The sequence below is a fragment of the Herpetosiphon geysericola genome (assembly GCF_001306135.1).
Lineage (GTDB): Bacteria > Chloroflexota > Chloroflexia > Chloroflexales > Herpetosiphonaceae > Herpetosiphon > Herpetosiphon geysericola.
In genome coordinates this window covers 110847-134600 of sequence record NZ_LGKP01000040.1, presented here as the reverse complement: position 1 = coordinate 134600, position 23754 = coordinate 110847, and the positions used below count along the sequence as shown (strand labels likewise).

Annotated in this window: 23 protein-coding genes and 1 pseudogene; 7 read left to right on the top strand and 17 right to left on the bottom strand. The window is 52.3% G+C overall.

The window, feature by feature from the left end:
* Positions 1–22 precede the first annotated feature (22 nt).
* The 3 genes and pseudogenes from SE18_RS24580 to SE18_RS28210 all read right to left on the bottom strand — a co-directional run.
* Positions 23–1819: an ABC transporter ATP-binding protein gene (locus tag SE18_RS24580; protein ID WP_054537133.1), complete on the bottom strand. Its 1797-nt coding sequence runs from the start codon at positions 1817–1819 to the stop codon at positions 23–25.
* A gap of 166 nt (positions 1820–1985) precedes the next feature.
* Positions 1986–2303 carry a magnesium chelatase subunit ChlI family protein gene (locus SE18_RS24575; RefSeq protein WP_269083568.1) on the bottom strand — a complete coding sequence of 106 codons (318 nt, stop codon included), beginning with the start codon at positions 2301–2303 and terminating at the stop codon, positions 1986–1988.
* Between the two features lie 21 nt (positions 2304–2324).
* A pseudogene (locus tag SE18_RS28210) lies at positions 2325–2441 on the bottom strand (ATP-binding protein); the annotation flags it as partial.
* Positions 2442–2581: 140 nt separating this feature from the next.
* On the opposite strand from SE18_RS28210, the gene SE18_RS24570 reads away from it, so the two are divergent.
* The 7 genes from SE18_RS24570 (at position 2582) to SE18_RS24540 (ending at position 6941) form a co-directional block, all read left to right on the top strand.
* Positions 2582–2797, top strand: coding sequence for a hypothetical protein (locus SE18_RS24570; RefSeq protein WP_054537131.1), 216 nt, complete (start codon positions 2582–2584; stop codon positions 2795–2797).
* Complete coding sequence (locus SE18_RS24565) at positions 2794–3501, top strand: hypothetical protein (RefSeq protein WP_054537130.1); 708 nt, start codon at positions 2794–2796, stop codon at positions 3499–3501. The genes SE18_RS24570 and SE18_RS24565 overlap by 4 nt, the downstream gene beginning before the upstream one ends.
* Positions 3502–3572: 71 nt before the next feature.
* Positions 3573–3932: a hypothetical protein gene (locus SE18_RS24560; protein ID WP_152976753.1), complete on the top strand. Its 360-nt coding sequence runs from the start codon at positions 3573–3575 to the stop codon at positions 3930–3932.
* Positions 3933–3988: 56 nt separating this feature from the next.
* A complete protein-coding gene (locus SE18_RS24555) occupies positions 3989–4219 on the top strand; it encodes a hypothetical protein (protein ID WP_152976752.1) in 231 nt (76 codons plus the stop codon).
* Between the two features lie 207 nt (positions 4220–4426).
* On the top strand, positions 4427–4783 hold the full coding sequence (locus tag SE18_RS24550; RefSeq protein WP_054537127.1) for a hypothetical protein: 357 nt from the start codon (positions 4427–4429) through the stop codon (positions 4781–4783).
* A gap of 85 nt (positions 4784–4868) precedes the next feature.
* Complete coding sequence (locus tag SE18_RS24545) at positions 4869–6410, top strand: DNA cytosine methyltransferase (RefSeq protein ID WP_054537126.1); 1542 nt, start codon at positions 4869–4871, stop codon at positions 6408–6410.
* 105 nt (positions 6411–6515) lie between these two features.
* Positions 6516–6941, top strand: a complete 426-nt coding sequence (locus tag SE18_RS24540; RefSeq protein WP_054537125.1) for a hypothetical protein — start codon at positions 6516–6518, stop codon at positions 6939–6941.
* Between the two features lie 61 nt (positions 6942–7002).
* On the opposite strand, the gene SE18_RS24535 is transcribed toward SE18_RS24540, so the two are convergent.
* From SE18_RS24535 to SE18_RS24470, 14 genes are all read right to left on the bottom strand, one after another.
* Positions 7003–8727 (bottom strand): hypothetical protein, encoded by a 1725-nt coding sequence (locus tag SE18_RS24535; RefSeq protein WP_054537124.1) that lies wholly within the window; start codon positions 8725–8727, stop codon positions 7003–7005.
* A 5-nt stretch (positions 8728–8732) separates the two neighbouring features.
* On the bottom strand, positions 8733–10508 hold the full coding sequence (locus SE18_RS24530) for a hypothetical protein (protein ID WP_152976751.1): 1776 nt from the start codon (positions 10506–10508) through the stop codon (positions 8733–8735).
* 116 nt (positions 10509–10624) lie between these two features.
* Entirely contained in the window at positions 10625–13810 is a 3186-nt protein-coding gene (locus tag SE18_RS24525; RefSeq protein WP_054537122.1) for a phage tail tape measure protein, read from the bottom strand.
* 177 nt (positions 13811–13987) lie between these two features.
* A complete protein-coding gene (locus SE18_RS24520; RefSeq protein ID WP_054537121.1) occupies positions 13988–14488 on the bottom strand; it encodes a hypothetical protein in 501 nt (166 codons plus the stop codon).
* Positions 14489–14501: 13 nt separating this feature from the next.
* The gene (locus SE18_RS24515; RefSeq protein WP_054537120.1) at positions 14502–15488 is read right to left on the bottom strand and encodes a hypothetical protein; all 987 of its coding nucleotides are present in this window, start codon (positions 15486–15488) and stop codon (positions 14502–14504) included.
* Positions 15489–15491: 3 nt separating this feature from the next.
* Positions 15492–15839 carry a hypothetical protein gene (locus tag SE18_RS27865; protein ID WP_054537119.1) on the bottom strand — a complete coding sequence of 116 codons (348 nt, stop codon included), beginning with the start codon at positions 15837–15839 and terminating at the stop codon, positions 15492–15494.
* Positions 15836–16276, bottom strand: a complete 441-nt coding sequence (locus SE18_RS24505; RefSeq protein WP_054537118.1) for a hypothetical protein — start codon at positions 16274–16276, stop codon at positions 15836–15838. Before SE18_RS24505 ends, SE18_RS27865 begins: the two co-directional genes overlap by 4 nt.
* Entirely contained in the window at positions 16277–16858 is a 582-nt protein-coding gene (locus SE18_RS24500; RefSeq protein ID WP_054537117.1) for a hypothetical protein, read from the bottom strand. It lies immediately after the preceding gene.
* A 15-nt stretch (positions 16859–16873) separates the two neighbouring features.
* Entirely contained in the window at positions 16874–17314 is a 441-nt protein-coding gene (locus tag SE18_RS24495) for a hypothetical protein (protein WP_054537116.1), read from the bottom strand.
* 61 nt (positions 17315–17375) lie between these two features.
* Complete coding sequence (locus tag SE18_RS24490; RefSeq protein WP_054537115.1) at positions 17376–19502, bottom strand: phage major capsid protein; 2127 nt, start codon at positions 19500–19502, stop codon at positions 17376–17378.
* Between the two features lie 9 nt (positions 19503–19511).
* Positions 19512–19958 carry a hypothetical protein gene (locus SE18_RS24485; RefSeq protein ID WP_054537114.1) on the bottom strand — a complete coding sequence of 149 codons (447 nt, stop codon included), beginning with the start codon at positions 19956–19958 and terminating at the stop codon, positions 19512–19514.
* Positions 19955–21988, bottom strand: a complete 2034-nt coding sequence (locus SE18_RS24480) for a phage portal protein (RefSeq protein ID WP_083470142.1) — start codon at positions 21986–21988, stop codon at positions 19955–19957. Before SE18_RS24480 ends, SE18_RS24485 begins: the two co-directional genes overlap by 4 nt.
* Positions 21988–23370 carry a terminase large subunit domain-containing protein gene (locus SE18_RS24475; RefSeq protein ID WP_160319549.1) on the bottom strand — a complete coding sequence of 461 codons (1383 nt, stop codon included), beginning with the start codon at positions 23368–23370 and terminating at the stop codon, positions 21988–21990. Before SE18_RS24475 ends, SE18_RS24480 begins: the two co-directional genes overlap by 1 nt.
* Complete coding sequence (locus SE18_RS24470) at positions 23330–23713, bottom strand: hypothetical protein (protein WP_054537111.1); 384 nt, start codon at positions 23711–23713, stop codon at positions 23330–23332. The genes SE18_RS24475 and SE18_RS24470 overlap by 41 nt, the downstream gene beginning before the upstream one ends.
* Positions 23714–23754 lie beyond the last annotated feature (41 nt).

Sequence of the window (23754 nt, the reverse complement as noted above, 5' to 3'; positions counted from 1 at the left end):
TTTTACGCTAATCCTTTTAATTTTAATACTCTGTTAGCACAGTTGCGGCTGCTTCGTTGGTTTCAAATTGCAAATGATACAACCGAGCGTAGGTCCCTGCTTTAGCTAAAAGTTCGCTATGGCTGCCAAGTTCAGTCACGCGGCCATGCTCAATCACGGCAATTCTGGTGGCATTTTTGACGGTCGAAAGCCGATGGGCAATCACGAAGGTCGTGCGGTCTTGCATCAAGCGTTCTAAGGCTTCTTGTACCAAGCCTTCCGATTCGCTATCCATTGCCGAGGTCGCTTCATCCAAAATAAGGATGCGTGGGTTTTTGAGCAAGGCGCGGGCAATCGCAACCCGCTGGCGTTGACCACCGGAGAGTTTGATCCCGCGTTCGCCAACGATTGATTCGTAGCCACCCTCGAAATTGCTGATAAAGTCGTGAGCATTGGCTGCTTTGGCCGCTTCGATGACTGCTTCCATCGGCGCATCGAGGTTGCCATAACGAATATTATCGGCAATCGTGCCGCTAAATAGCAAGGTTTCTTGGGGCACAATCCCAATTTGCGAGCGCAATGATGGCAAATCAACATCGCGAATGTCAAAGCCATCAACCGTAATTCGCCCTTTGGTAACATCATAAAAACGCGGAATTAAGTTGACCAAGGTCGATTTGCCAGAGCCACTTGGCCCGACAATCGCCATCACTTCGCCTGGTTCAACTTTGAGAGTGATATTGCTTAAAACCGGAGTATTACTCTCACCATAGTTAAATGATACATCCTCTAAATAAATCTCACCTTCGATTGGTGGCAAAGTGATGGCGTTGGTTTTGCTGGCGATTGAAGGCGCGGTATCCAAAATGCCAAATACTCGCGCGGTCGAGCCAAGCGCCTCTTGCAATTGGCTATACAGGCTGGTAAACGTGCCGAGTGAGCCAGCAATCACGGCAGCATACAACAAGAAGGCGATCAAATCGCCAAGCTGCATCGTGCCATTTAAGACTTGGCGGCCACCAAACCACAGCACAAACACTAAGGCTCCAAAGCCCGAAAATGAAACAATTGGCACAAACTGAGCGCGAGTTTTGGTGCGCCGCATCGATGCTGAAAAGGCATGTTCAATTGCGCCGCTAAATCGCTCAACTTCATAGGGTTCGCGGGCAAATGATTGCACAATCCGCACGCCGGAGATGGTTTCTTCAAGCACTGACGAGGCTTCAGCCATGCGATCTTGTACTTCAGTTGACATATTGCGAATCCGGCGACCATAAATAATCGCCAGCACAATCATTAATGGAATCAGCAGCAGCGTGATTGCGGTCAGCTGCCAACTGAGATTGATCATCATAATGAAGCTGCCGATGAAGGTAATGCCATTTTGCAGAAAGGCTGCGACCGCATTCGTGCCGATGCCTTGAATCACCGTTACATCGTTGGTGACGCGCGAGGTTAATTCGCCAACGCGGCGTTCGCTAAAAAAGGCCAACGAGAGCCGCTGTAAGTGCGAATAAACCTCAATGCGCAAATCAGCAACCGCCCGTTCGCCAACGTAGGTCAGAAAATAGCCTTGAATATAGTTAAAGACCATTTGGGCGATAAACACACCCATTAAGCCCAGCGCAACCTTATCCAAGGCGCTGGTGCTAGAAGCATCTTTGACTGTTTCGACCAAATTGCGAATTGCCAGCGGCATAATCAGGCCGATGCCACTTGAAATTGCCAAACAGAGCAGCGCCACGGCTAAGCGCCAGCGATAGGGATATACATACTGAAACATGCGTCGTAATTCTAAATGACGCAAGTTACTTAATTGTTTCGGGGCTTGTGCCAGCATCGTGTCCATCCTTCAGCCAACAAATAGCATCATTGGCACGTATATACACGCTTGCCCAGCAACCAGCAAGCGCCGTATTGATCAATCGATCGGTTTCATGATGATTGTACGTGGCTGATGGGTGATGTCAATCGCTGTGTTGGTTAGCAGATGTTACCACCAGCCGTTATTCGGTTCTGCGGGGTCGATATTGCAGCGCTTCAGCCAAATGCGCTGGTTGAATTTGCTCAAGATTGGCCAAATCGGCAATGGTACGGGCCAATTTGAGCACCCGATGATAACTACGGGCTGAAAGCTGTAATTGGCGCATGGCCGCCTTCATCAGGCTTTGGCTGGCAGCATCAAGCTCGCAGGCTTGGCGCAATTGGGCTGGCCCCATATCGCTATTGGTCAAAATTGGCTGCTTGCAAAAGCGTTCTGCTTGCCGTTGACGTGCTAACACGACGCGCTCGCGAATTTGCTCCGATGATTCGCTACTACGCACACTCGCAAGCTTTTCATATTCAAGCCGTGGCACCTCAATATGAATATCGATGCGATCGAGTAATGGCCCAGAGATGCGTTTTTGATAGCGGGCAATTGCGGCTGGTGGGCAGACGCATTGGCGGGTTGGGTCGCTAAAATAGCCACAAGGACGTGTATACCCTAATTCTCACAGACAAAATACCTGTGGGACGATCAACCTAGTTAGCAAGGAATAGACCAACCATCAACCCAGTGCCACCAATTGGTGGCACTGTTCAGTTTAGGAGCAACCAACCGATGAAAGAAAAAACCGCCAAATGGTATTGCAGCAACTGCTGTTATATCGCTGCCACCATTGAGGATTACAAAGCGCATAAGGCCACTCATGCTACTACCGGTGAAACGCATTACCCGCAGGCACGCCCAGGTGCGTTGATTGAATTGCCCATCGTTGCGATGTGGCAGCGTGCCACCACCATTGTGACGATGAAATTGAAGAAGGTGGCAGCATGAAACGATTTCTTACCACTGGGCCATCGCTCACCAGCAAGGTCACATGGCTTGTGTTTGTATTGGCGGTGCTGTTCGCCGATGTGATGTATGTGCAGCTCGTGTGGAATGTGGTGGATGGCCTACTTGCGTTGCTGGCCTTGGGCGGTGCATTCGCCCTTGGGGCCAGCGTGATTATGCTGCCGCTCAAGCTCAAGAATGGCGACATCAAAGATGGCCAGCAACGAAGCATCGCGATCGCGGTGCTGATGGTCGAATTTGGCCTGATGATCTTGAATACCGTGGTGGCGTTTGCTGAGGCTGCTGGTGATATGGCAGCGGCTGACCAATTCCTAACCGTGTATGCCACCTACATCGCCCCTGCTACGCCGATCATCGTGGCAGCGGGCTTCCTGCTCATTTGGTTATTTGACCCGATTGACCAAGCGGAGCGGGCTAAGCATGAGGCCAGAACTGCCGAGGCTATCACGAAAGCGGAGATTGAAACCGAGCTACGGCTCAGCACTTTAGAAGGTGTGCGGCGCAACATTGATAGTCCCGCATACAAGGAACTGGTGGATGCTGAGATTCAACGGCAAACCATCGCCATGTTGAAAGCGACGTTTGAAACCATGCGCCTTGGCAATGAGCAACCAAGTGTGCCACCAGCGCTGCCCACCGTGTTGCCACCAATCACACCACCACCGGCTACCAACCCAAACCCCTAACGCCAAGCAGTGCAACTGGTGGTAGTGCCGAGCTACCACCGTTGCCACCAACGCACGACTTGGCGGACACGGTGCCACCACTGGTGGCAGATGACCTTGATGATGGTGGCACGTTCCTACAACTTCCTCTTTTAGTAGATGCGTTCAATCCCCTCGATTGGCGCACCGAGGTGAAAGAAAATGGGCAGTATTGGCAATGGCGCAAAGGCAGCGGCAGCAACCGCACCAGCCGCTACGGTGGAACCTTCGACCAGCTCAGCACCGAGCGCAAAGCGGCCTACGAAGCGAACAAACGCAAGCGCACGACAACTCAAACCCGTGACGCAAACCGAGGCGTTGGAGATGCTGCGATCAGCCCTAGCCTACCTGCAACTGAGCGGAGTGCAAGCGCACTACCGCATGAGCAAGGCGGGCTTACTGCTTCAGCTTGATGGGGTGTATTTAGATGGCGTGCGGTTTGCCGTGCGCGATGTTGTGAAGGCGGCGAATGATGCTTGAACTCTGCATCTTTCTCTATGTGGTGCTGGCGATTTTATCGGCATGGGTTGCGCACGTTGATCGCTTCACGGCACCTAAGCCCATTGGATTCATTGCCCCTAGTATCGCCCTCGCAACGTTGATGATCGGCTCTGCACTGGGTCAGTTATGGATTGGATTAGCAGGGCTTGGACTTGGCTACAAATTATTAATTGATGAGGCATTTCGATATGAAGCTTAAACCCTGCCCGTTTTGTGGTGGCGTGGTACAAGAATTTATATGCTACTACTACACCCAATTCAATTGTACTAACCCACCGTGTAGCGCAAGCTTTACCTTTGTGGGGTCGTCTGTATCAGCGGCTGAACGATTCAACACACGGCACAACGAAGTGCCACCAATTGATGATGTACCACCATTGGACAATCAACGGCGTGAGGTGGTGGCATGAGTGATTTATCAACAGAACTCATTGCTATCGATGCTGCGCTTATTCGATTTGTTGCTGCGATGCGCGAGAAGCTGCATGCCAAGGCAGTCGCTGGTTTTCGTGGGTGGAATAATCCCGAAAACAAGATCCTGTTTCGCAACCTGCTGCAAGAGCATTTATCCAAAGATACGCAGAGCGCTAAGCAAATGGCCGATATTGCCAACTTTGCCTTGATGCTATGGTGGATTGAAATCCTCGAGGATGGCACACCCACCCCGCCACCATCAATTGCCGATGTGTTTATCCACCTACGCCACGAGCTTGGGCATCACTTCGATGGAATTGATACCCCTGATGATCTACTAGAACTCTAGTGGCACTTGGTGGCAACACTCAATAAATTAGTGGCAACCGCGCTTCACTCAGAGGCGCGGTTTTGTTTTTAGGAGTAATCAGCCAATGAGTGATATTACTGTTACGGACTTGTTTTGTGGAGCTGGTGGTAGTTCAACTGGCGCAGTCAACGCTGGGGCCAACGTGCGCATGGCGTTGAACCATTGGAAACTCGCAATCGAAACCCATAACACCAATCACCCTGACACCGACCACGATTGCACTGATATTCAGGCTTGCGATCCACGCCGCTACCCACGAACCACCATCTTAATTGCATCGCCGGAATGTACCAATCATTCGTTGGCCAAGGGTGTGAAGCGCCCAACGCGCCAGATTTCATTGCTTGATAATGGCCAGCCTGACCCATCGGCAGAGCGAAGCAGGGCCACCATGTGGGACGTAGTGCGCTTCACCGAGCATCATCAATATAAGGTGGTGATTGTTGAGAACGTGCCCGATGCGCGCTCATGGATTCTCTATGATGCGTGGCTCAAGGCCATGCACGACCTTGGCTATGCGCACAAAGAAGTCTTTTTGAATTCGATGTTTGTGTGGCCCACGCCGCAATCGCGGGATCGTATGTACGTGGTGTTTTGGCGCAAAGGCAACCGAGCGCCGGTGCTTGATTATCACCCTGTGGCACGCTGTGAAAAATGCGTCACGAACGTGCGAGCGGTGCAAGTGTGGAAGAATCCGGCCAAGCCTTTTGGCAAATACAAAGCCCAATATCGCTACTTGTGCCCACAGTGTGCCAGTGCCGTGCAGCCCTTTTATTTCTGCGCAGCCAACGCCATTGATTGGTCATTGCCCATCACGCGCATTGCGGATCGGAAGCGCCCACTCAAAGAGAAGACCATGGCGCGTATTCGCTATGGGTTAGAGAAATATGCCAATCATCCTTTTGCACCAAACGCCCTGTTGATGATGAACTATTCGCCAGGCTATTGCAAACCAGTGACCGAGCCAACAGGCGCAATCACCACGAGCGACCACCATAGTTTGCTTATTCCGATGGGCTACACCCATGAAGCCCATGATCGGCGCAGTACAACCAGTGGCGAGCCATTGCCAACGCAGAGCACACGGCAGGAGCTTGGCTTGTGTATCCCGCCGTTTATGGTGAGTCCGAATCACAGCGATTTACGCGCAACCAATGTGCTTGATGCCATGCCCACGCAGACAGCAGGGTGGAATCGGGGTTTAGTCATGCCCTTCATCACCAGTTACTATGGCAACGATACAACCAATCATCAGAGCGATGCCCTTGGCACGGTGACAACCCGCGATCGCCATGCTGTTGTGGTGCCACCCTTCACGGTTTCATACTATGGTGGTGATGGCGATCATCGTACCAATGACTTGGGCAAAGCGCTGCCAACAGTACCTGGCATGGCCGTGCATTACTTGGCGCAGCCGCAAACGCCTAGTGTTGATGATTGTGGATTCCGCATGTTGCAGCCGCATGAAGTGGGCGCAGCAATGGCATTCCCGCGCGAGTATGTGGTGCTGGGCAATGCGCGTGAGCAGGTGAAGCAATACGGTAATGCCGTCACGCCGCCAGTCATGCAGTGGCTGGTTGGGCAGGTGATGGCATCGTTAAGCTAAATAGTGATGCAGCCCTAGCCGTGATTGGCTAGGGCTGCATCACTATTTAGCTTGACGTGCATGATAGGATAGATTACCAATCTTCACCTCGCCCCTGGAGGAATTATGTCAAAGTTTACAGAACAAGATCGAATTGAAGGAAGAATTGCAGGTCGAGATGGTAAATCAGGAATTCCTTTTGTTCACTCAAAGGCATATTATGAGGGATTGCAGGAAGGAATGAACGAGCGCAGAAATAGCAGTGGGTCATCAAATTCTAAACCAACTTCTTATGAATCCTTTAGTACGGGAAATTCTGTTTCATCGAGTTCTTGGACGAGAGAAGATAAAATTGATGGATTTATATTCATAGTTTATTGGGCGTTTGTTATTATTGTTAGCTTATTAAACTATGGAAATGGCACGGGTTCAAAAGATATTGAGTTTCCTTTATCGGTGATTCTGGGATTTGGCTTTGGGATGGTAGGTTTTTGGATAGTAAGACTATTTGTAGCTCCAATTATAGATTTTATTTTGACTATGTTTTTCTAGTTATTTATAGCTAGAATTTGTACAAAAAAGATAGCTTGATCAGATCAAGCTATCTTTTTTGTCATTTAACCAACTGCCGCCGCGCCTCATACCCCGCTAGCCTCGGCCCACGTGCTTCGGGTGATACATGCAGCTCCCCACTAGCAGCATCATAGCTGGTAGCCGCAATGATGAAGGCCCGTGATTTGTCGCTGGCTGATGTGTAGCCGAATGGCCCACCTCTCATAACCACAGTATCGCCAGCTCGGCACATCCAGAGCGGATAATAGCTGCCATAAATATCAAACAACCCCATGATCGGCACATCGCCATACGCCCCTGCATCGAGCGTATCCCCAAGCGCAGTATCGCGAATTTGTCCCGCAACCACACTATTATCAGTATCAGCCTGTACCGCTGCCCGCCGTGTGATGCCATAAGCTGCCACGTTACCAGCGTTGGTGCTGATCGCTGTGCGACGAACGATGCCCGCGCTATCGGTATAGGTGGCATAGGCAGAGTTATACAGCCGATCAAGTGCTCTGCTAATCTCCGGTGTTTGATCAACATACCAAATCCGGCCTCTCACCCCACGCCGCCCATACGTAACCTGCATGTCCTCCCACACAGCGAATTCCCAACTGTTGCCGGTTGTATCACCAAGGCCAATCAGTTGGTCTGCAATGTCGAGTGGATATTGATCTTCATAGAGCACGTCCCGCATTTCAATTGCCGAGCTGCTAATCAGCATGGCATTGGTGTTGCACCAATTTGGGTTCAGCGCTGCGGTTGCGGCGATCATATCCCTGATGATCTCGTCTGGGTACAAGTTGGTGCTACTCGTGGTCTTCACGCGCACGTTGGTCAGCTTGAGATAGCAATCATCGGTTTCACCTTCCCAGATAAACGAAACGCCATCAGTATTGGCATGGGCATACTGGAAGATAGCGGTGAAGGTCGTGCCTGTTATCGCTGTAACGGTGACCTCCTCAGGATTAGCCCCACCGATCGAGAGTTTTGAGCCAACCACAATCCCAGTCATACTGCCCGGCGTGACCGTGCGCGTGCCTGCAATGATGGTCGTGCCAAGCGTTGTGCTTGGCCGATTCAAGTAGAAATTAAACATCAGCATGTCACATGGTGTAAGGCCAGACAAGTTGATGTTGCCAGTGGCTACTGCTCCGGTTCCGGTGACTGTCCAGATCGTTGATAGAAAATTGAAGTTGGCATCAAACCGAGACAGTGATGCTGTCCATATGTTGGTCTTGCCGAGCACTTCATAATCGGCTGTGATAGCGATGATTGGCTTTGAGCCACCATCAGGTGTTTTCAAATACAGCGATCCAATATTCGATGAATCAATCCCATCGCCACCATTGGCAGCAATGTAGAGCCGATCGGTGGTATCAATGCTATACCGCGTATCGTTGCGCGAATTAACCATTTGCCGCGTGACTGGTTGCCAATCACTATACCGTGTGCTGCTCCACAGTGCGGTGTATGGAATATCGGTATAGCTAATGGCGCTGCCATAGGCGGTAACTGAGAGATAGCGCCGAGAAACATTTGGCTCGCGTATTTGCCCCTCCCACACGACCAGCCCAAATGCTTCAATCCGCAACCATGCCAGGCGGCGGCGATACCAAAACAACTGCTCATCTTCAGCGATCGACAGCTCGAAGGTACAGGTCTCGAAGCCTTTTTCTGACGTGGTAAAGACTGGCTGACAGCGACTTGAATAATCAGCAAGTAAGCGCCCACCTTTGGATGTTGGCAAATCGAAAATCAAAACTGAAAAATGCTGCATGGCGCTTACTCCGCTGTTGGATAGGCTGGCAGGCGGCGCGCGGTCATCTGCCATGTTTGCACGGTTGAGCCGCCAGTCAGATAGGTCTTCCACTTCGCGCCGTTCATGGCCAACATATAGCCATAGAGCTTATCGCCCGTCATCTGAATCATTGGATTTGTCCACCAGCTAAATGGCGTATCGATAACAGGCGATACGCCATCGTTGTACGTACTGACTGATGGCCCACGATCAGCCAGCAGCTGGTGATCGATGACGATCTTGGTAAAGTTTTTGGTTGATCCAAGGTCAAGCACATCGGTTTGAACGACTTTTGCACCTGGCTGAATCTTCGCAAACAATGCTGGATTCAGATCAATCGTGCCGCTTGCTGCGCTTGCTTGTACACACCAGCGCCATTTGGCCGCCGTGCGTCGCCGTGCCACACTTGCCACGCCGAGCAGGTACCACGTTGGGGTTGTTGCGTTGGCAGCAATGACGCGCTTGGGCGTTTCTGCAATCACAATATCGGTATAGTCTGCAATTTCTATCCATACTGTGAAGGTGGTGCTTGGTGAATTGTTGCGAAGGCCAGCAAGGATATTCAGCAGGCCATTCCATGCCGAGAATCCACCAGAGGCATTGGGTAGCCATGCCCATGCTGACTTGGCCACCGCTGTCCCAACTGGGGTATAGCGCAAAACGGCACCGCCAAATGCATCACCTTCTAAGGCCTGCGTAAATGGCGCGCCATAGGTGCCAGTATATGAGGTGTATTCAACACTGTAGCCAGGCGTAAGCCCTGTTTGCTTATCACTAAATATTAGGAATTGGGCAGGGTGACGATAATCAAGCTGTCCGTTTGTGCGCTGTATGGTCATTTCTACGGGCGAATAAGCAGCATGTGACCAACGCCATTGCAAATTCCCAAGGTCTGGCGACGTGCTTGATGCTGAGGCGATTGCATTAACCAATTCACCATATTGGGGATGCCACAGCTCAGTGAGTTGTGAGCCAGTCAAGAGCATTATTTCCGCAATGCGAAAGGTTGCTCCACTTGGCCCTGAAAACTGAAAATAGGGGTAGACCGTGCCCGTAAAACTGCTCACAAAGGTGGCCGCAAATCGCCGGGGATCAGTATCAATGGCAGTCGTCGATAAACTAATCGTTACTGGTGCGCCAGAAACGCCAACAGGGCCAGCACGCACGAGTTGTACGTCTGCGCTCGTGATATTGGTATGGCTATGACTAAACACCAAGGTATAGGTTTGGCCAGCGGTAACGGGATAGCCAAGACTACTGGGATAACTATTGGCTGCTGCCACGCTTGCTTTGGTCAGCTGCAAGTAGGCACGGCCACCATAGAAGCCAGACATAGCGATTACTGAAGCCGTTACGCCATTATTAACCGTGGTTGGTGCCACGGTGCCAAAATCGGTTTCTGTCCACAGGTTTGAATAGCGGTAGCTGGTGTGATACCACACACCAGCTCGTGTGAGATTCAAGGTCATGTTGGCTTGTTTGCGCACGTTGATATGATCAAAGGTTGTATCACCAAAGAGACTGCCATCCCAGTCTTTGATGATCTGACTCAAGATTTTCGCTGGGTTCGAGCCAGGCATGATGATGTCCATAATCACGGGGCTTACATCATCGCCATCCTTCCAACGCTGGGCCTGATGCAGCAACTCTACCACGGCGCGCACGTTCGCTGCCACAATGGCGCCAGTCGCGCCAATCGCCTGCAACGGGATTGACTCGGTAACATCGCTGTAGCCGTCGCTATTGGATAGCCCAACCATAGGTATCCATTCTCCCTCTTTGGGCCAGAAGTATTTGGTTGAATCCGTTAGGTTGACGCTCTTGAGATTATCAGCCGTGCGCAACGCAACGTATAAGGGTTCGCTTGCTCCCATGGTTATCCTCGCATAATCTTGCGTTTTCGGTCTTGTTCGATATAGCGATCAACGATTGGTTTCACGGCAGCTTCAAGCTCCCGTTGCATCGTGGTCAACGCTGGTGCCGCTGCTGGCTTATTGCCATTGAAGATCAGCGGCATGCTCATGTTGACTGACGAGCCAACTGGCATTGACGAGCGGCTCGGTGTCAGCGGCACGCGCTTGCTTTGCTGATTGCCTGCTACCATCTGATCGTGAGCCTTGGCCTCATCACGGGTCAAGATGCGTTCATCTTTGTGCAGTCGTGCAATGTAGTTATCGAACGGCACGCGCTTCAAGCCCAAGGCATGCGACCCATCAACCGCTGGCTCAGCAGCAGGGCCAGCCACGGGCATTGCCGCCGCTGCGCTGATGCGAGCAAACTCGCTAATCAAATGATCGGCTAAGCCGCTAATCGAGTCTTTGACCTTATCACTTGACTTCACAACCTCTTGCACATTCTCAGCAAATGAAGTTGCTAAGTCTTGTTGGGCCTTGGTGTAATCGGCATTCTCCTTGGCCAACGCATCATCACGCGCCTTGTCGATCTCTTCTTGGCCAAGGAGAATCTTGTCGAGATTTTCGCCTGCCAGTTTTTCCTCTTCGGCGTAGATGTCCTTGAGCCGTTGTTGCTTTTGTTGCAGCTTTTGCTTCTCGGCAGCATCCTCTTCAGCGGCAATCTTGGCATCGAGATCGCGTAGCTCTTGGGCATGCTGCGTTTTCATCGCCGTGTACTCATTGGCAGCTTTTAGGAATTCGTCAGCCTTTTGGGCATCACCTTCTTGGGCAATCTTTTGTGACTTATCCCAGAATTCCACTTGCATTTTCTGGGCTTCGTCCCAGAGGTCTTGGTCAACATCAACCAATGACTTGGCATTAGCCACGCGATCTTGAAACTTGTCAGTGTTGAATTTCTCGGTTGCGGCCAATTCCTCGGCACGCCAGCGATCCCAAATCTTCTTGACTTCAGCAACGTGCGATTGATCCATCTTCTCGCGTTGCTTGTTAGCCTTGTCGAATTCCTTGTTAAGTCGATCTTGGACTTTCTCTAGCTCTTTGGCTTCGCGCTCGGCTTCGCGCACCGCCTCGGATTTGCCGTTGCTGCCAGCGCCTTTGCTCCGGCCTGAACCGCCGCTGACTTTCTTGGGTGGTGGTACATAGACTTTTTGTTCAGCACGCGGCACGTCAGCCATATCGCGTGCAACCTTGCCACCTTTAAGTTGGTTCAGGCGACCATAGAGATTGATGAGACTAATAACTTTAGACTCTTCAATCCCATAGGCATTCACGAGATAGGCAACCGCTGCTGACTGTCCATCGCTACTTTCTGCTGCAAGGTCAAGCGCATATTGCAAATCGCGTTGCCACATTGCTTGCTCTTGGGCTGCAACAGCAGCTGCAAACTGGCGTTCAGTATTTTCATAGGTGGCACTATCAAGCAAAAAGACACTGGCTGTTACTGCATCGGTTTCACTCTTGAGGAAGCCCATTGCCAGAGCTTGCTCTTGCGTTGCAGGCGCTGCCGTCATATTGCTGTTGGTTAGCTCATCAAGCTTGATACGAAATTCATCACTTGAGATTGTGCCATCCTGAAACTGAGTAATAAGATTGCTTATTTGGTCAATCAGTTCTGGGTGCGCAACAGCAAGCCCTGTAATGCGTTCCTCCATGACTTCCATGGTTTGCTTGGTCAAGTCGCCTTCAGCCACCAATTGATTAAGCACGCCACTCAACTCTGATGAACCACTTGCCAATTGGCGCGCAGCAGCATCAGCCTGTAAGGTGCTCATGCCATTGGCTTGGAAGGTTTGGCTAAGCTCCCATTGCTGAGGAGTTAACGCCGTAACTTGTTGGCCTAAACCACCATATGTCATGGTGAGTTGTCGAACTGCCTCACCAAATTGCCCGGTAAGGGCCATATTTTCAACAAGCCCAGGTTTGGCCGCCTTGTTAGCAGCATCAACCCCTTGCATGTATTTTTCGTAGGTTTGGCCAGTAGCTAGGATTTTTTGAGTTTGATCGCGCTCAAACTGCCCACCGGTTAGGAAATTCTCTAGCCCAATCGCTGAGAGAGCCTTGATCTTATCGCCAAGGTTTTGGAAACGCGTTTCAAGCCGTTGCAATGCGCCACCAGCAGCATCGCTGCTCGGGCCAATCTTCTCAACGAATCCTTCGCCCTTGCCAATCACCTCATTCAACAGCGCTTGCTTCTTCTCTACATCGGTGAGTTGATCAGTAGTTTTACCCAGTGACTTGGCATAGTCATCTTGTACCTTGGCTAGGTTAATCGTGAGGCCTGCGTTATCTAAGATTTCAACACTGCCACGACTAATCCCAGTGACCAAGCTATCGAAGATAAACTGAAAGTCTTCGCCCGTAGCACGCGCTGAAGCACCTGCAATCTTGAGCAACGTTGGCAGCGCCGTGGCCATATCTTGCCCACCGAGCAGCACCGCCTTGTTAGCGGTCTGCATCAGCTGGGTATCCTTGATATAGCCGTTGCTGGCCGTGCGCAATTCATTCAGGAAGGTATCACTGGTCTTGCCCACGGATGCGGACAAGCCATCGAAGGACTTCGATATGCCAAGCGCCGCAGCCCCTTCCTTGGTAAAGTCTAAGATTTGTTTGCCTGTTTGCACAGCAGCCATTGCACCGCTGAGCTTATTGATACCATCAACTAAGCCATCGAGCTTACTGGCTGAATCTTGGGTTGCCGTTGCTGTGTCTTTAGTAACGGTTGCTAATTCGCGTTCTTTTTGAATCGCCTGTTGCAATTCAGCCGTCATTTTATCAACGGCTAATTCCTTGCGCGCAACGGCAGAAGCACTAGCATTCTCGGCCTGTTGCAGCTGGTTTAACTCTTTGGTCAAGATGCCCAGTTCGCGCACTTCACGTTGCAACTTATCCGAGAGTTTGGTGACCGACCCCTCAAATTTGAGTGTCGAAGCGCCTGCTTGCTCTAGCTCCCCACGGGTATAACGCACCGCTGCCGTACTTTTTTCCTGCTGCTGCCGTTGCTTATTAGATTCTTGCTCAAGCTCGCGCTGGGCTTTGGCTGCCTCATCAGCAGCCTTTTGCAATGCCTCTAAACCATCAGCGCCGTCGCGCATTGCAGGCGTGAGCTGATCGTCCCCTTTAATTGTGACGGTTACAATTTTGTCACTCATCGCCTGCCTGCCGTTTCCGATACTGTGATCGCTCAAAATTCAACGTGCGCCAGCGTGCAACCCACAGCGCTGAAGCCTCTGCTTCAATCTGCCATGGCGTGGTGTGATAGTCCTCCGCCATCAGCGCATAAATCACCCAGAGCGGCGGCTCATCTTCATAGCCTTCTAACCAGCCAATCAGTTGCCGCCGTTCAAGTTTGGGATTGTTACCTCTTTGGCAGCGCCATAAATCAGATCATTCATTTCGTTGATCGTGATCTCGTTCAGCGCTGCGCTCAAGTCACTGCCATCATCAGTGACAAGATGGGCATGCACATAGGCTTCCCATGCAGCACGCTTGGCATTCAAGTCTTTGCGCGCGAAACCAAGGGCATTGGTTGCCTCTTGCAGCGCCGTCACGGCCTCGGCGGTAATCGCTTCGTTCAAGTCGATCAAGGATTGCTTGGCCGATGCAATGACCTCTTCATCGTTGGCGGCTATGGCCCGCTCAAGCAAAGCTTGAGCATCTTGCACAGCACTGATAGAAGCAGCTTCACGAGCTGCATTGAAGCTATCCACGGCTTCATTAAATTCGGTCACGGCTTCTTGGTAGGCAGCGCGGATGGCTTGGCGCTCAGCGTCTTTGGTGTATGACCCACGTGCATTGGGGTCGATGTCTGGAAACAAAATCTTGGTCATCAGAAAATCATCCTTATACCGCTAAGACCGCAACCGTATTAGTGTTGGTCATTTGAAGCCAATAGGCCAGCGCGATGTTGTGCATGGGCTTGTATTTCATCGTCACACCCACGTTGCCATCGTTATCGTCATAGAGCACTTGGCCGCTGCCATCAAGCACTGCTGTGATATTGGACTGGTCGATCTGGGTGCCACGCGTGGACTTGAATTGCAGCAAGCGTTGCACGGTATTGGCTGCCAAGATGGCATCAATTTCGGCTTTAATTACCGTAGTAAATTCGGCTTTGACTTCAATATCACCTGACCATGCATCAATACCGTAGCCAGTGGCATATAAGGCCCCGACAAATTCCTTCAAGTGGGCATTAGATTGAATCTTGATCGTTGCTTCTAGCACGGTGCCAGTGAGTGGAGTGGTGCCAATCGTGCCGCCCCATGGGTCCAGACTGATGACGGTATCGCGTGCGCGCACACGAGTTACATTGCGATCGGATAGCACCGTCAAGCTCGGCAAGACTTGGATGTTTGAGCACAAGAATTCCGCCTTGAAGGTGGTGGTTTTCTTCTTGACGATCTTGATTTCAAGCATGCTCAGCACGCAATTAATTGCTTGGTACAAGCCACCAGCCATCCCAAACTCGAAGGTATAAGCCTCGGCACTGTAAGCGGCTTGGTGTGGGCTGGTGTAGGCGCGGACATAGGGGCCAGCGCCGCTTGGCGCGACGGCACCAAACAAGGCTTGCAAATAGATTGGCGCATCTTCAAATGTCCAACTGCCTTCAATGGTGACCTTCCCAGAAACGCCCACAATATCAGCAGAGGTAGCAGGGGCTAACGTGCCCATGGCTTGCTGCATCTCAGTTTCCGCTTCAATGGTCAAGGTTGCATCGGTGAGTTCCATCAACTTAATGGTGGCCGCAACAGCGGTATCCCATGCGGTTTGTTTGCCAGCTTGCAGCTGGCGCAATTTATAGGCTTTGCCTGTTGGAGTAATTGCCATTGGTTATCCCTCCGGTTCTGGTTCTTCAGGATCAGGGTCTGGTTCAGGGCTAGGCTCAGGGTCAATCGGCTCCGGTTCTGGCTCTGGCTCCGGTTCTGGCTCTGGCTCCGGCGCAGGCTCTTCTGGCTCTGGCTCCGGCGCAGGCTCTTCTGGCTCTGGCTCCGGCGCAGGCTCTTCTGGTTCCGGTTCTGGCTCTGGCTCGGATTGATCGTCAGTTGCTGCATAGAGCGTTGCCACTAACGCCAATTCCTCTTCATTCAAACCTTCAGTTGCCTGTGCATATTCCTCAGGCGTTAAGTCGCGGGCTGGAACACGCCAATAGGAGTGATCACCGCCAATAAATTCAATCATGGTGTTTTGATTTCCTTCAGGATCGTGGGGATCGTGAGCATAAACCCACGCCACTCCACACCCGCATAGGTGATGATTTGCAAGCCTTCGTGCGTGATGGTTCCGCATTGCTCCACCGTGCCGCCAAGCGTTTGAATGTTTTCATAGTCCAAATAGAGATGGCGAAACGCATCAAGCAACTGGGTGCTACTACTGAGCAATGACCCGATAATGCCAAGCGCAACGGGCGCAATCAGCACAAGCACGCGGAACGTGGTTTCGTCTTTATGTAAGCCCATGGCCGCTTCATCCCACGAGCCACCACCAACCCACGTCATAACAAACGGACATTGCATTGGCTCAAGACTATCGGGGTATTCGGCTAAGGGTGGCGCGGTAACCACCCCCGTTACAGCCCGATGAATGGTTTGCATGGCATCAATGATGTCGGTCAGCATCTACCATTTCCTCCGGTATTCAGCCATCAAGTTCTTGACGTGCTTGGGCATGCCCCCTGGAATCACGACTTGGCCCAGCTCTGGCATCGCCGTGACATCGTAGTTTTGCTGCTTGCGCAGGTCATACAAGTAGGCAGTCAACTCAAGCGTGGCCTGTTGAATCGGCGCTGGTGCTGTCGCGCTGTAGCCCCAAGTACCCGTGATCGCGATTTCAGCATCAAGGTTCAGAAACCAGACCCACGATGATTTGAGCGTGATCATGGTGTAGGGCGGTTCGTTGCGCGGCTCCAATCGGAAGCCAGTCAACGGGATCTCCCGCCCATCACCATTCATGAGGCTGGTCACGGTCAACAACTCGGTATCAAGGTATAAGCGCTGGCCCACCATCCGCGCATTGGCTTCATCATAAAAGCGCGTGGTGGTCACGGCCTCAAACGAACGGTGACAATACAGATCAATCTCTGCTTGGGCCACGCCAAGCAAACGCGTGATCAGCAGGTCATCGGTGGTTGGAATCGGTGTTGTGCCACCATTGGGTTGAAGCTTATAAGCGCGAAACTCATCTTTTGTTGCGTAGGCCATGACCAGTACCTCAGCTTATTGGGTAACTTTGAGCACACGTTGGGTCAAGCCACTGGCATTACTGCCACGGCGACCCCGATAGCGCAAGAAGGTAACGCTACTCACGTTGGCCGCTGCTGCCGTGGTCAGCACCACCGCCACGCAGGTGAAGCCATTGGTGTGGTCGAGCAAGTCACCGCGGAAATCAATTGCATACATCTTGGCCCCACCCGTATCAGCGATTTGTACCAGTGATGCGCCAGCAATATCCTTCGAGCCAGTGCCACTGGTATCAGTGGCCTGAACCAGTTTCATGTCAATGGTGCCAGAGGCTGTGATGGCCCCAACACTCAACAATGCGGTAACCATCTCGTGACCATCCATACTGAGGTAGGTGCTGGTGACGGTGCCAGCAGCACGGCTAGCAGGTGGTAAGGCTTGATCGATGCGAACATCTTGGGTTAGGTTATGAAGCATGGGTGCATTCCTTTATTTCAGGATGGGCCTAGTGAAGTCTAGGCCCATGCAACAACATTAATTAGGCAGCGACTTTTTGCGCAGCGATTTGCCAGCCAGCGGTCACATCACCACCCAAGCGGCGGCGGGCAATAAACAGTACAGTGTTTTCGCGGGCGGTTGAGCTATCCAAGTAGCGTTCAATGGCTAAGCCGATGCGATCAGCGATGGTGTAACCCTTCCAATTGCCAAACAAGACAGGGTATTTGTTGGCGGCAATGCTGGGCATGACTTCCACTTCGTCATAGTCATAGCCGAGCAGCTTGCTGCCGTGGGAACTGGCAAGTTGGTTATTGTTATCGGTGAAGAGGTAACGGTTTTGGCTATCCTTCAACAAGGCAATATCTTTCAAGGTTAAACGGTTGAAAATCCAGCTACAGCCCGATTGGCGATATTGGGCGGCAATTTGAAATGGCACATTGACCAAGCCATCAGCGGTGAGCACGGTTGCATTGCCACTATTGACGATGGCAATATCGCTATCGAATGGTGCACCATTCGCACCCGTGCCATTCAAAATCCCGCGAGGCTTGCCCACGCCATTCCCAGTCAAGAATTGCTCATCTTCATCGAGCGCGTTGGCGGTGGTGATTTCGCTCATCAACATCTCAGTTAAATTGGCTCCGGCATCTTCCAAGAGGTTGCGGCTCAAGAAGACTTCGACCATCACGGTGTGAATGGGAATGCCAATTTCTTCAAAGGTCATGTTGCTTTGAGCAGTGCCAGCAGTTGGTTTTTCATTGACCCACTTCACGCGGGTTGCGCCCTTATAGCGGGTATTGCCACCCGTTGGGCGAATTGCGGTCACCCGATCACGCACGGTATTAATCACCGTGGCTTTTGGCCGAATTGCCGTCATACCAGGCAAGCGCTCAATCATTTCTTGGCGACGGTCTTCAGGGACTAAGTAGCCGCCCAGTTCATCCGAGGCTTCTACCATCGTGGCTTTGACTTCAGATACCGTATAGTCTTCGGCACCTTCAGCGATTTGGGCAGGGGTCAACAACAGCGTGCGTGAGAGCTTGGCATCGCATTGGCCTGTTTTGATATAGCGTCGGAAGTCGCGATTTTTGTCGTAGGCGATTTGTTCATAGTCTTGGCCGTATAACTCGCGTGAAACTTGCTTGCAGGCGCTATCAATTTCGCCAAAGCGCTTGATGGCGAACATTTTCACGCTGGCACTTAATTCAGCTGGCTCATCACCTGTTGGCTGATCACCAGCGAAGGGTGGCCGAACTGGCTGAGCAGCAGGCACGTTGCCAGCGCTCTTCACTTCCAAGGCTTGAACTTTTTCCAACGCTTCGGCTTGGGCGGTCAGTTGCGCAGCCTCGTCAAGATCGCCTTTCGCGATTGCCGTTTTGGCCGCAGCGAGTAATTCTTGTAGGGTCATCGGGGTAGTCTCCTTTAATGGTTCGGGTAGGCCAAGCGCTTTGTAGGCGCTCTTGATGGTGGCAACCGGCAGCAGCCGTGGCTCAGCAGGCGTTGTGGTCAACGATCCTGCAAGCAAGGGCCAGCGAACAACTTCATGAGTATTCTTGGCAGCACGTTTCCGGCGAACCAGATGCGGTGCACTATCCGAGGACGTTTTGAGTTTGCCCTCATCAATCAATCGCTGAATCATGGCCTTGTATTTGTGGGCTTTCTCAAGCTCACCTTCAGCCCAAACGCCGATGCTATCGATCGTTTTGGTTGTCCATGCTCCAACCACTGGCTCAAAATCAGCGGGTAGGCCAAGGGTGTGGTCATAGAGCATGGGAATCGTGGGCCATCGATCAAGCCAGAAGTCGGTAGACTTGGTGAAATAATCACGAGCATCGCTCAAGTCGTGCTGCTCAGCTGAGCCAAACAACACGAGGTAGGCTCCCACGCGACCATCACCGAGTGACTTCACTTCAAGGCTTGGTGTCCACGTCAGCTCCACAGCGCGCCACTGGGCACGCTCGGCTAAGGTCACACAGTCAGCATCAACGGTGTAGTCGATTTCGTAGAACGTGTTACCCAATCGAATCACCGCATGCGTGGCATACACGGCTTCAATGCTGAAGATGCGACCGTCATAATCGTCATCACGGCTTGGGCGCAGTGCAACGCGGCAACGCCACAAGGCACTCCGCACTGCTTCTACTTGTTGATCAAGGGCTAAAGCCATTGGCTACTCCTAGCGTAAAATCGTTCCTAAGGCCGTGCCCACAAGGCCATCAATCAAGGGCGAATCAACCACGCGGCTGATTGCTTCGGTATCCGTAACCCAGCCCGTATTGGCATGAGCCGCCGTCTGGTCTTCAGCCCGATGCACAAACGGTGAGTAGGTGCTGGTGTTCATGAGCACCATGACCATGCGCCCACGGCTCGCAATCATCCATCGCCGCCCTAATGTCTGCGATGTTTTGCGCCCACCGATTGAGCCGTCTTTGCGCTTCCATCGCTGCCCATAGCCGCGCTCATACCAGTGATCAACGGGCTTTGCGGGCTGTGCCGGATAGGGGCTAATCTCATTGCGAATGGCCTCAGTCACGCCCAAGCCAATGGCTTGGAAGGCTGGTGTAATGTCGCTGCGCAGCCACTGGGCTACATCGTTCGCATTGCAATTGATCGTATAGCTCATTCCTGCACCACCTTCAGCGTCGTGAAGCAACGGCAGAAGTCGTGTGCGCCTGGGCCAGCAGGAAAGCGATCCTTCCAGTCTTCTTCCGGCTTACCGTTCATCGGGCTGCAAACTCTGCATACCTTGTCATCATTGCTCGTGCGCCAAATGCGCTTGGTCTTGATTTCAAAGCCAGCCAAGATCGATTGATACTCCAGCGTGGCCCGTGATGCTGATTTCGTGATTGCGTTCACGGTTACCATTTCAACCCGATAAGGTGCTGCTAAGCTGCTCAAGGCCGTTTCAAGTTGCCCACGGGTCATGCCCGGCGTGACCTGATAGCGCCGCGTCACTTGCTCTACCAAGTCTTTGGCTGGCTTGAGAATCCGCTCGAGTAATTGCGGCACTTCAGAATCAGCCCATGCATTCAGCCCGATCGTGACCTGGGGTAGGTCAATGGCAATGCCAAATTCCTCGGTGAGCGCCATAATTCCTGAGATAGCATGCTTTACCAATTCGGGATGCATCGCAGTGCCCAGTTGGAGCGACAGCAGATCCCAGTTCATGGTTTCGCCTGCCGTGATCGCCGTGACGATCTGCTTGGTCATTGCGCCAAACAACGGGTGCAACGCCTTGGCTAAGGCCTCTTCATAGGGCAGCAAGCGGCTCTTATAGGCCTTGGCTTCCTCTGGCTCCTGCTGGTCTTCAACCTCATCGGTATCCTCAAGGCTGTCTTCTCGTGCTACTGGCTCGGCTTGCTCTTCAGGTTCAGCAGGCTCGGCAGACTTCACGGTATAGCTTTGCAAGGCGACCTTCGCAGGCACGGTGTCCCATAGTGGGTTGTCGTCGAGCGGCGCTTTACCTTGGGCTTCGCGCAGTTCGTTGACTGTCCATGTGCTTTCGTTTGCTTGGCGCTCGCGAATATCCAACTCAATATTGCGTGGCCGGATATCATCGAAGCTGGCGCGATACGTTGGCCCATACCACAAGCGCACAATCTGCGTGGTCAAGTCTTCAGCCAGCAGCACAGCCTTGGGCCAGACCGCGTTTTCAATGACCACGGCCTTCGCACCGCGTTGGTTAGCCTCAGTGGCGTTGGCTGTCCAGTAGCCACCGGGAAAGCCAAACGCACGGTCAATCTCATCACGGGTAAAGCTGCGTGAAGTGATGAAATCCATTTCCCGCTGGCTCACCGCTAAGGCCTTGAAATCAATCTGCCCACCCCGCGCCACCATCGTGCGCCGTTGGCCTGACCCATAGAAGTCGAACAACTCAGCACGGAAGCGTTCAAAGTCGGTGTTGCTGGTCTCCTGTGGCAAGCTCACGACGTTGGTTGGCATGGCATTTTCTTTGTCAAAAAACCGCCAATTCCATCGCTTCTGCGCATCGTCGGTTTGCAGGGCCAAGCTGGCTGCTTCGAGTGGGGATAAGCCACGGCGCAGATCAAACGGATTGGGCAGCCGGCTATAACAGATGTAGGCCGCATCAATGTAGATGGGCTTGGCATCTGGTCGCAGTTGCAAGGCATATTTTTCGATGAAGTTGGTTGGGTGTGGCACGGGACGGCATGCCCACGCTGGCAAGGGCCAGATTTCAATCAGATCGCCATTGCTGGCATCGGGCGCAAAGTAAAGATAGGCTTCACCTTTGAGGCACAGAAACCATGCCCAAACTTGCATCAAGAGCGATCGGCTAAAGAACGGATTGGGAGTATTCCACAGCAACTCGAACGCATGATTGATGACCTGTTGTGGCTCTTCGGTATTGCTCAACGCTTCACTAACCCGCAGCGTTGCGGTGGTCAATTCCTGCGCAATCACTTGCACATTGCTAAACACCCAGGCTGATTGCATGGCCAGCCGAGCACGGGCCTCCGGCGTAAGCTTGGGCGGATTCGCACCATCCGCGCCCATATCCGTCCAGCCTGGGAAGGTCATGGGATAGGTTGGGATCATGCCACCGCCACTGCTCCGCTCCATGGGGTAAAACTCCCCCACGGCTGGTGTAGCCTTGATGCCAAGTAAGTTGCGCAGTTGGTCTAGTAATCCCATTAGCCGAAGCTCCACATTAAGTTGGCCGTTGTGGCCGCCATAATTCCGTACCGTGATGCGTCATACGGGTCATCACCACCCCGGCCATCATCATCAACATTGACCTTGCGCACATCCTCTGGGCGATTGGGATCAACTTGCAGCGATGGAATACAGTTAATCAATCGTGTGCAGGTATCGAACATAAACATGCGTGGTGCTCGGCCTGCATCAGGGTTGCCTAGTCGTGCCAGATACTCCGCTGCGCCATTGATCCGATTGGTTGTTGCTGGCTTCAGCACAATGCTATGAGCGCGATATTTGTCAGCGATGGTGATGCCATCTTCTTTCTTGGCAAACACATCCGTCCCAGCAACAAACGTTTTCAACCGATTTGCAGTCACCCCATGCCGTTCGAACATGGCATTGATACTGGCAGCATTGTCGGGAATCAACCACCCACGCTCCCCATGCTCAGCAACGTGATAGATGTTGCCATCGCCATCTTCGGCAAGTAGGTAGGCCATGGTGTAGTGATGAAACCCATAGTCCATTGCACCCCAGACCGTCCAGTCATCAGGGATAACAAACGGTTTGATAACGTGCAGCTCACGGCGAAAGTTGGTAAAGAATTGGCCAGCGGCAATATCCCAATCGCCATAGCGCCATGCCCGTAACCGCCACCCCGTAAGACTGTCCAAGATTGCGCGATACTCAGGATTATTGAAGGCATTATCATCAGCCGTGGCCGGAATAAAAACGCGATCTGCATCCCGATTGGTAATGAATCGTTCCTTGTACCACGCGTGCCCGATGTTGCCCGGATTCGTTGTTGAGTATGTCCGTGGCCGCCAATTGGGTTTACTGGAGCGGCAGCAGGTGCGAATATCAACATACTTTTGGGCGGTCAACGTGGTGGCTTCTTCAACGCCAATCACGTCATACTCAAGCCCAAGGTAGGCATCAATATCGCTTTCCTTTTGGAAGTGGCCAATAATGATGCGCGACCCGTTGGCAAAGGTCAGGGTGCTGTTGGACGGTACATAGGTGTATTGCCCATGAATGCCACCCATGACCTTGGGCAGTAAATCGAAGAATGCTTCAGCAAGGGCTTTCCCGACCTTGCGTAACAACAGACACTTGAGTCCCGGGTACCGTAAACAGTCTTCTGCTAATTGGCCAAGCAACCAGTGACTTTTGCCACCACCCCGTGCGCCACCATAGCCAAGCTCGGTTGGGCCATCAGGCGCATCACAGCGTCGAGCCGCAGCGCTGGCAGCAAGCTGGCGGGGCTGCATAATGCAGCCAAGGCGTAAGAAGTTGGTGAGTTGATCACGCGGCACACCCGCGCACTTTGCTGCTTCAACAAACCGTTTGTGACTCGCCTTCGGTGGTATCACCATCGCCAGCTCCATACACCTGGTCAATCATGGCATCAAGGTCAGGTGGGAGCCGTCGCTCGTGCTCGGTGTTGTCCTCCACATGCACCGTAGGCTTGCCAAGGATTCGATCAATGAGATATTCATTGGCCTTGCGATCGGGGGGCTTCTTGTACACCAGCACGGTGCCATCGGTGATATCAACCTCTTCGACCGTGACCCCGCTGGCCAGCGTCAACATATTGGTGATGAGTTGTGGCAGGTGATCAACAATTTGCTTTTCAGCCTTATTGATCGGACGTGCATATTTCTCTGTTTTTGTTTTGCGGCCTGCCCCTGGGCGACGACCACCACGTGTTGCTGCCATACCCTGCCACCCTTGCACGTTTGAAAAAAAGCCATCAAGAA

Bases quoted from the DNA above. Each gene is read 5' to 3' on its own strand.
- SE18_RS24565 (WP_054537130.1), top strand. From the start codon at position 2,794: ATGAAACGATTTCTTACCACTGGGCCATCGCTCACCAGCAAGGTCACA.
- SE18_RS24530 (WP_152976751.1), bottom strand. From the start codon at position 10,508: ATGGTTGGGCTATCCAATAGCGACGGCTACAGCGATGTTACCGAGTCA.
- SE18_RS24490 (WP_054537115.1), bottom strand. From the start codon at position 19,502: ATGGCTTTAGCCCTTGATCAACAAGTAGAAGCAGTGCGGAGTGCCTTG.
- SE18_RS24500 (WP_054537117.1), bottom strand. From the start codon at position 16,858: ATGGCCTACGCAACAAAAGATGAGTTTCGCGCTTATAAGCTTCAACCC.
- SE18_RS27865 (WP_054537119.1), bottom strand. From the start codon at position 15,839: ATGATTGAATTTATTGGCGGTGATCACTCCTATTGGCGTGTTCCAGCC.
- SE18_RS24580 (WP_054537133.1), bottom strand. From the start codon at position 1,819: ATGCTGGCACAAGCCCCGAAACAATTAAGTAACTTGCGTCATTTAGAA.
- SE18_RS24495 (WP_054537116.1), bottom strand. From the start codon at position 17,314: ATGCTTCATAACCTAACCCAAGATGTTCGCATCGATCAAGCCTTACCA.
- SE18_RS24570 (WP_054537131.1), top strand. From the start codon at position 2,582: ATGAAAGAAAAAACCGCCAAATGGTATTGCAGCAACTGCTGTTATATC.
- SE18_RS24525 (WP_054537122.1), bottom strand. From the start codon at position 13,810: ATGAGTGACAAAATTGTAACCGTCACAATTAAAGGGGACGATCAGCTC.
- SE18_RS24545 (WP_054537126.1), top strand. From the start codon at position 4,869: ATGAGTGATATTACTGTTACGGACTTGTTTTGTGGAGCTGGTGGTAGT.
- SE18_RS24485 (WP_054537114.1), bottom strand. From the start codon at position 19,958: ATGAGCTATACGATCAATTGCAATGCGAACGATGTAGCCCAGTGGCTG.
- SE18_RS24555 (WP_152976752.1), top strand. From the start codon at position 3,989: ATGATGCTTGAACTCTGCATCTTTCTCTATGTGGTGCTGGCGATTTTA.
- SE18_RS24480 (WP_083470142.1), bottom strand. From the start codon at position 21,988: ATGGGATTACTAGACCAACTGCGCAACTTACTTGGCATCAAGGCTACA.
- SE18_RS24535 (WP_054537124.1), bottom strand. From the start codon at position 8,727: ATGCAGCATTTTTCAGTTTTGATTTTCGATTTGCCAACATCCAAAGGT.
- SE18_RS24475 (WP_160319549.1), bottom strand. From the start codon at position 23,370: ATGGTGATACCACCGAAGGCGAGTCACAAACGGTTTGTTGAAGCAGCA.
- SE18_RS24550 (WP_054537127.1), top strand. From the start codon at position 4,427: ATGAGTGATTTATCAACAGAACTCATTGCTATCGATGCTGCGCTTATT.
- SE18_RS24505 (WP_054537118.1), bottom strand. From the start codon at position 16,276: ATGCTGACCGACATCATTGATGCCATGCAAACCATTCATCGGGCTGTA.
- SE18_RS24520 (WP_054537121.1), bottom strand. From the start codon at position 14,488: ATGACCAAGATTTTGTTTCCAGACATCGACCCCAATGCACGTGGGTCA.
- SE18_RS24540 (WP_054537125.1), top strand. From the start codon at position 6,516: ATGTCAAAGTTTACAGAACAAGATCGAATTGAAGGAAGAATTGCAGGT.
- SE18_RS24515 (WP_054537120.1), bottom strand. From the start codon at position 15,488: ATGGCAATTACTCCAACAGGCAAAGCCTATAAATTGCGCCAGCTGCAA.
- SE18_RS24470 (WP_054537111.1), bottom strand. From the start codon at position 23,713: ATGGCAGCAACACGTGGTGGTCGTCGCCCAGGGGCAGGCCGCAAAACA.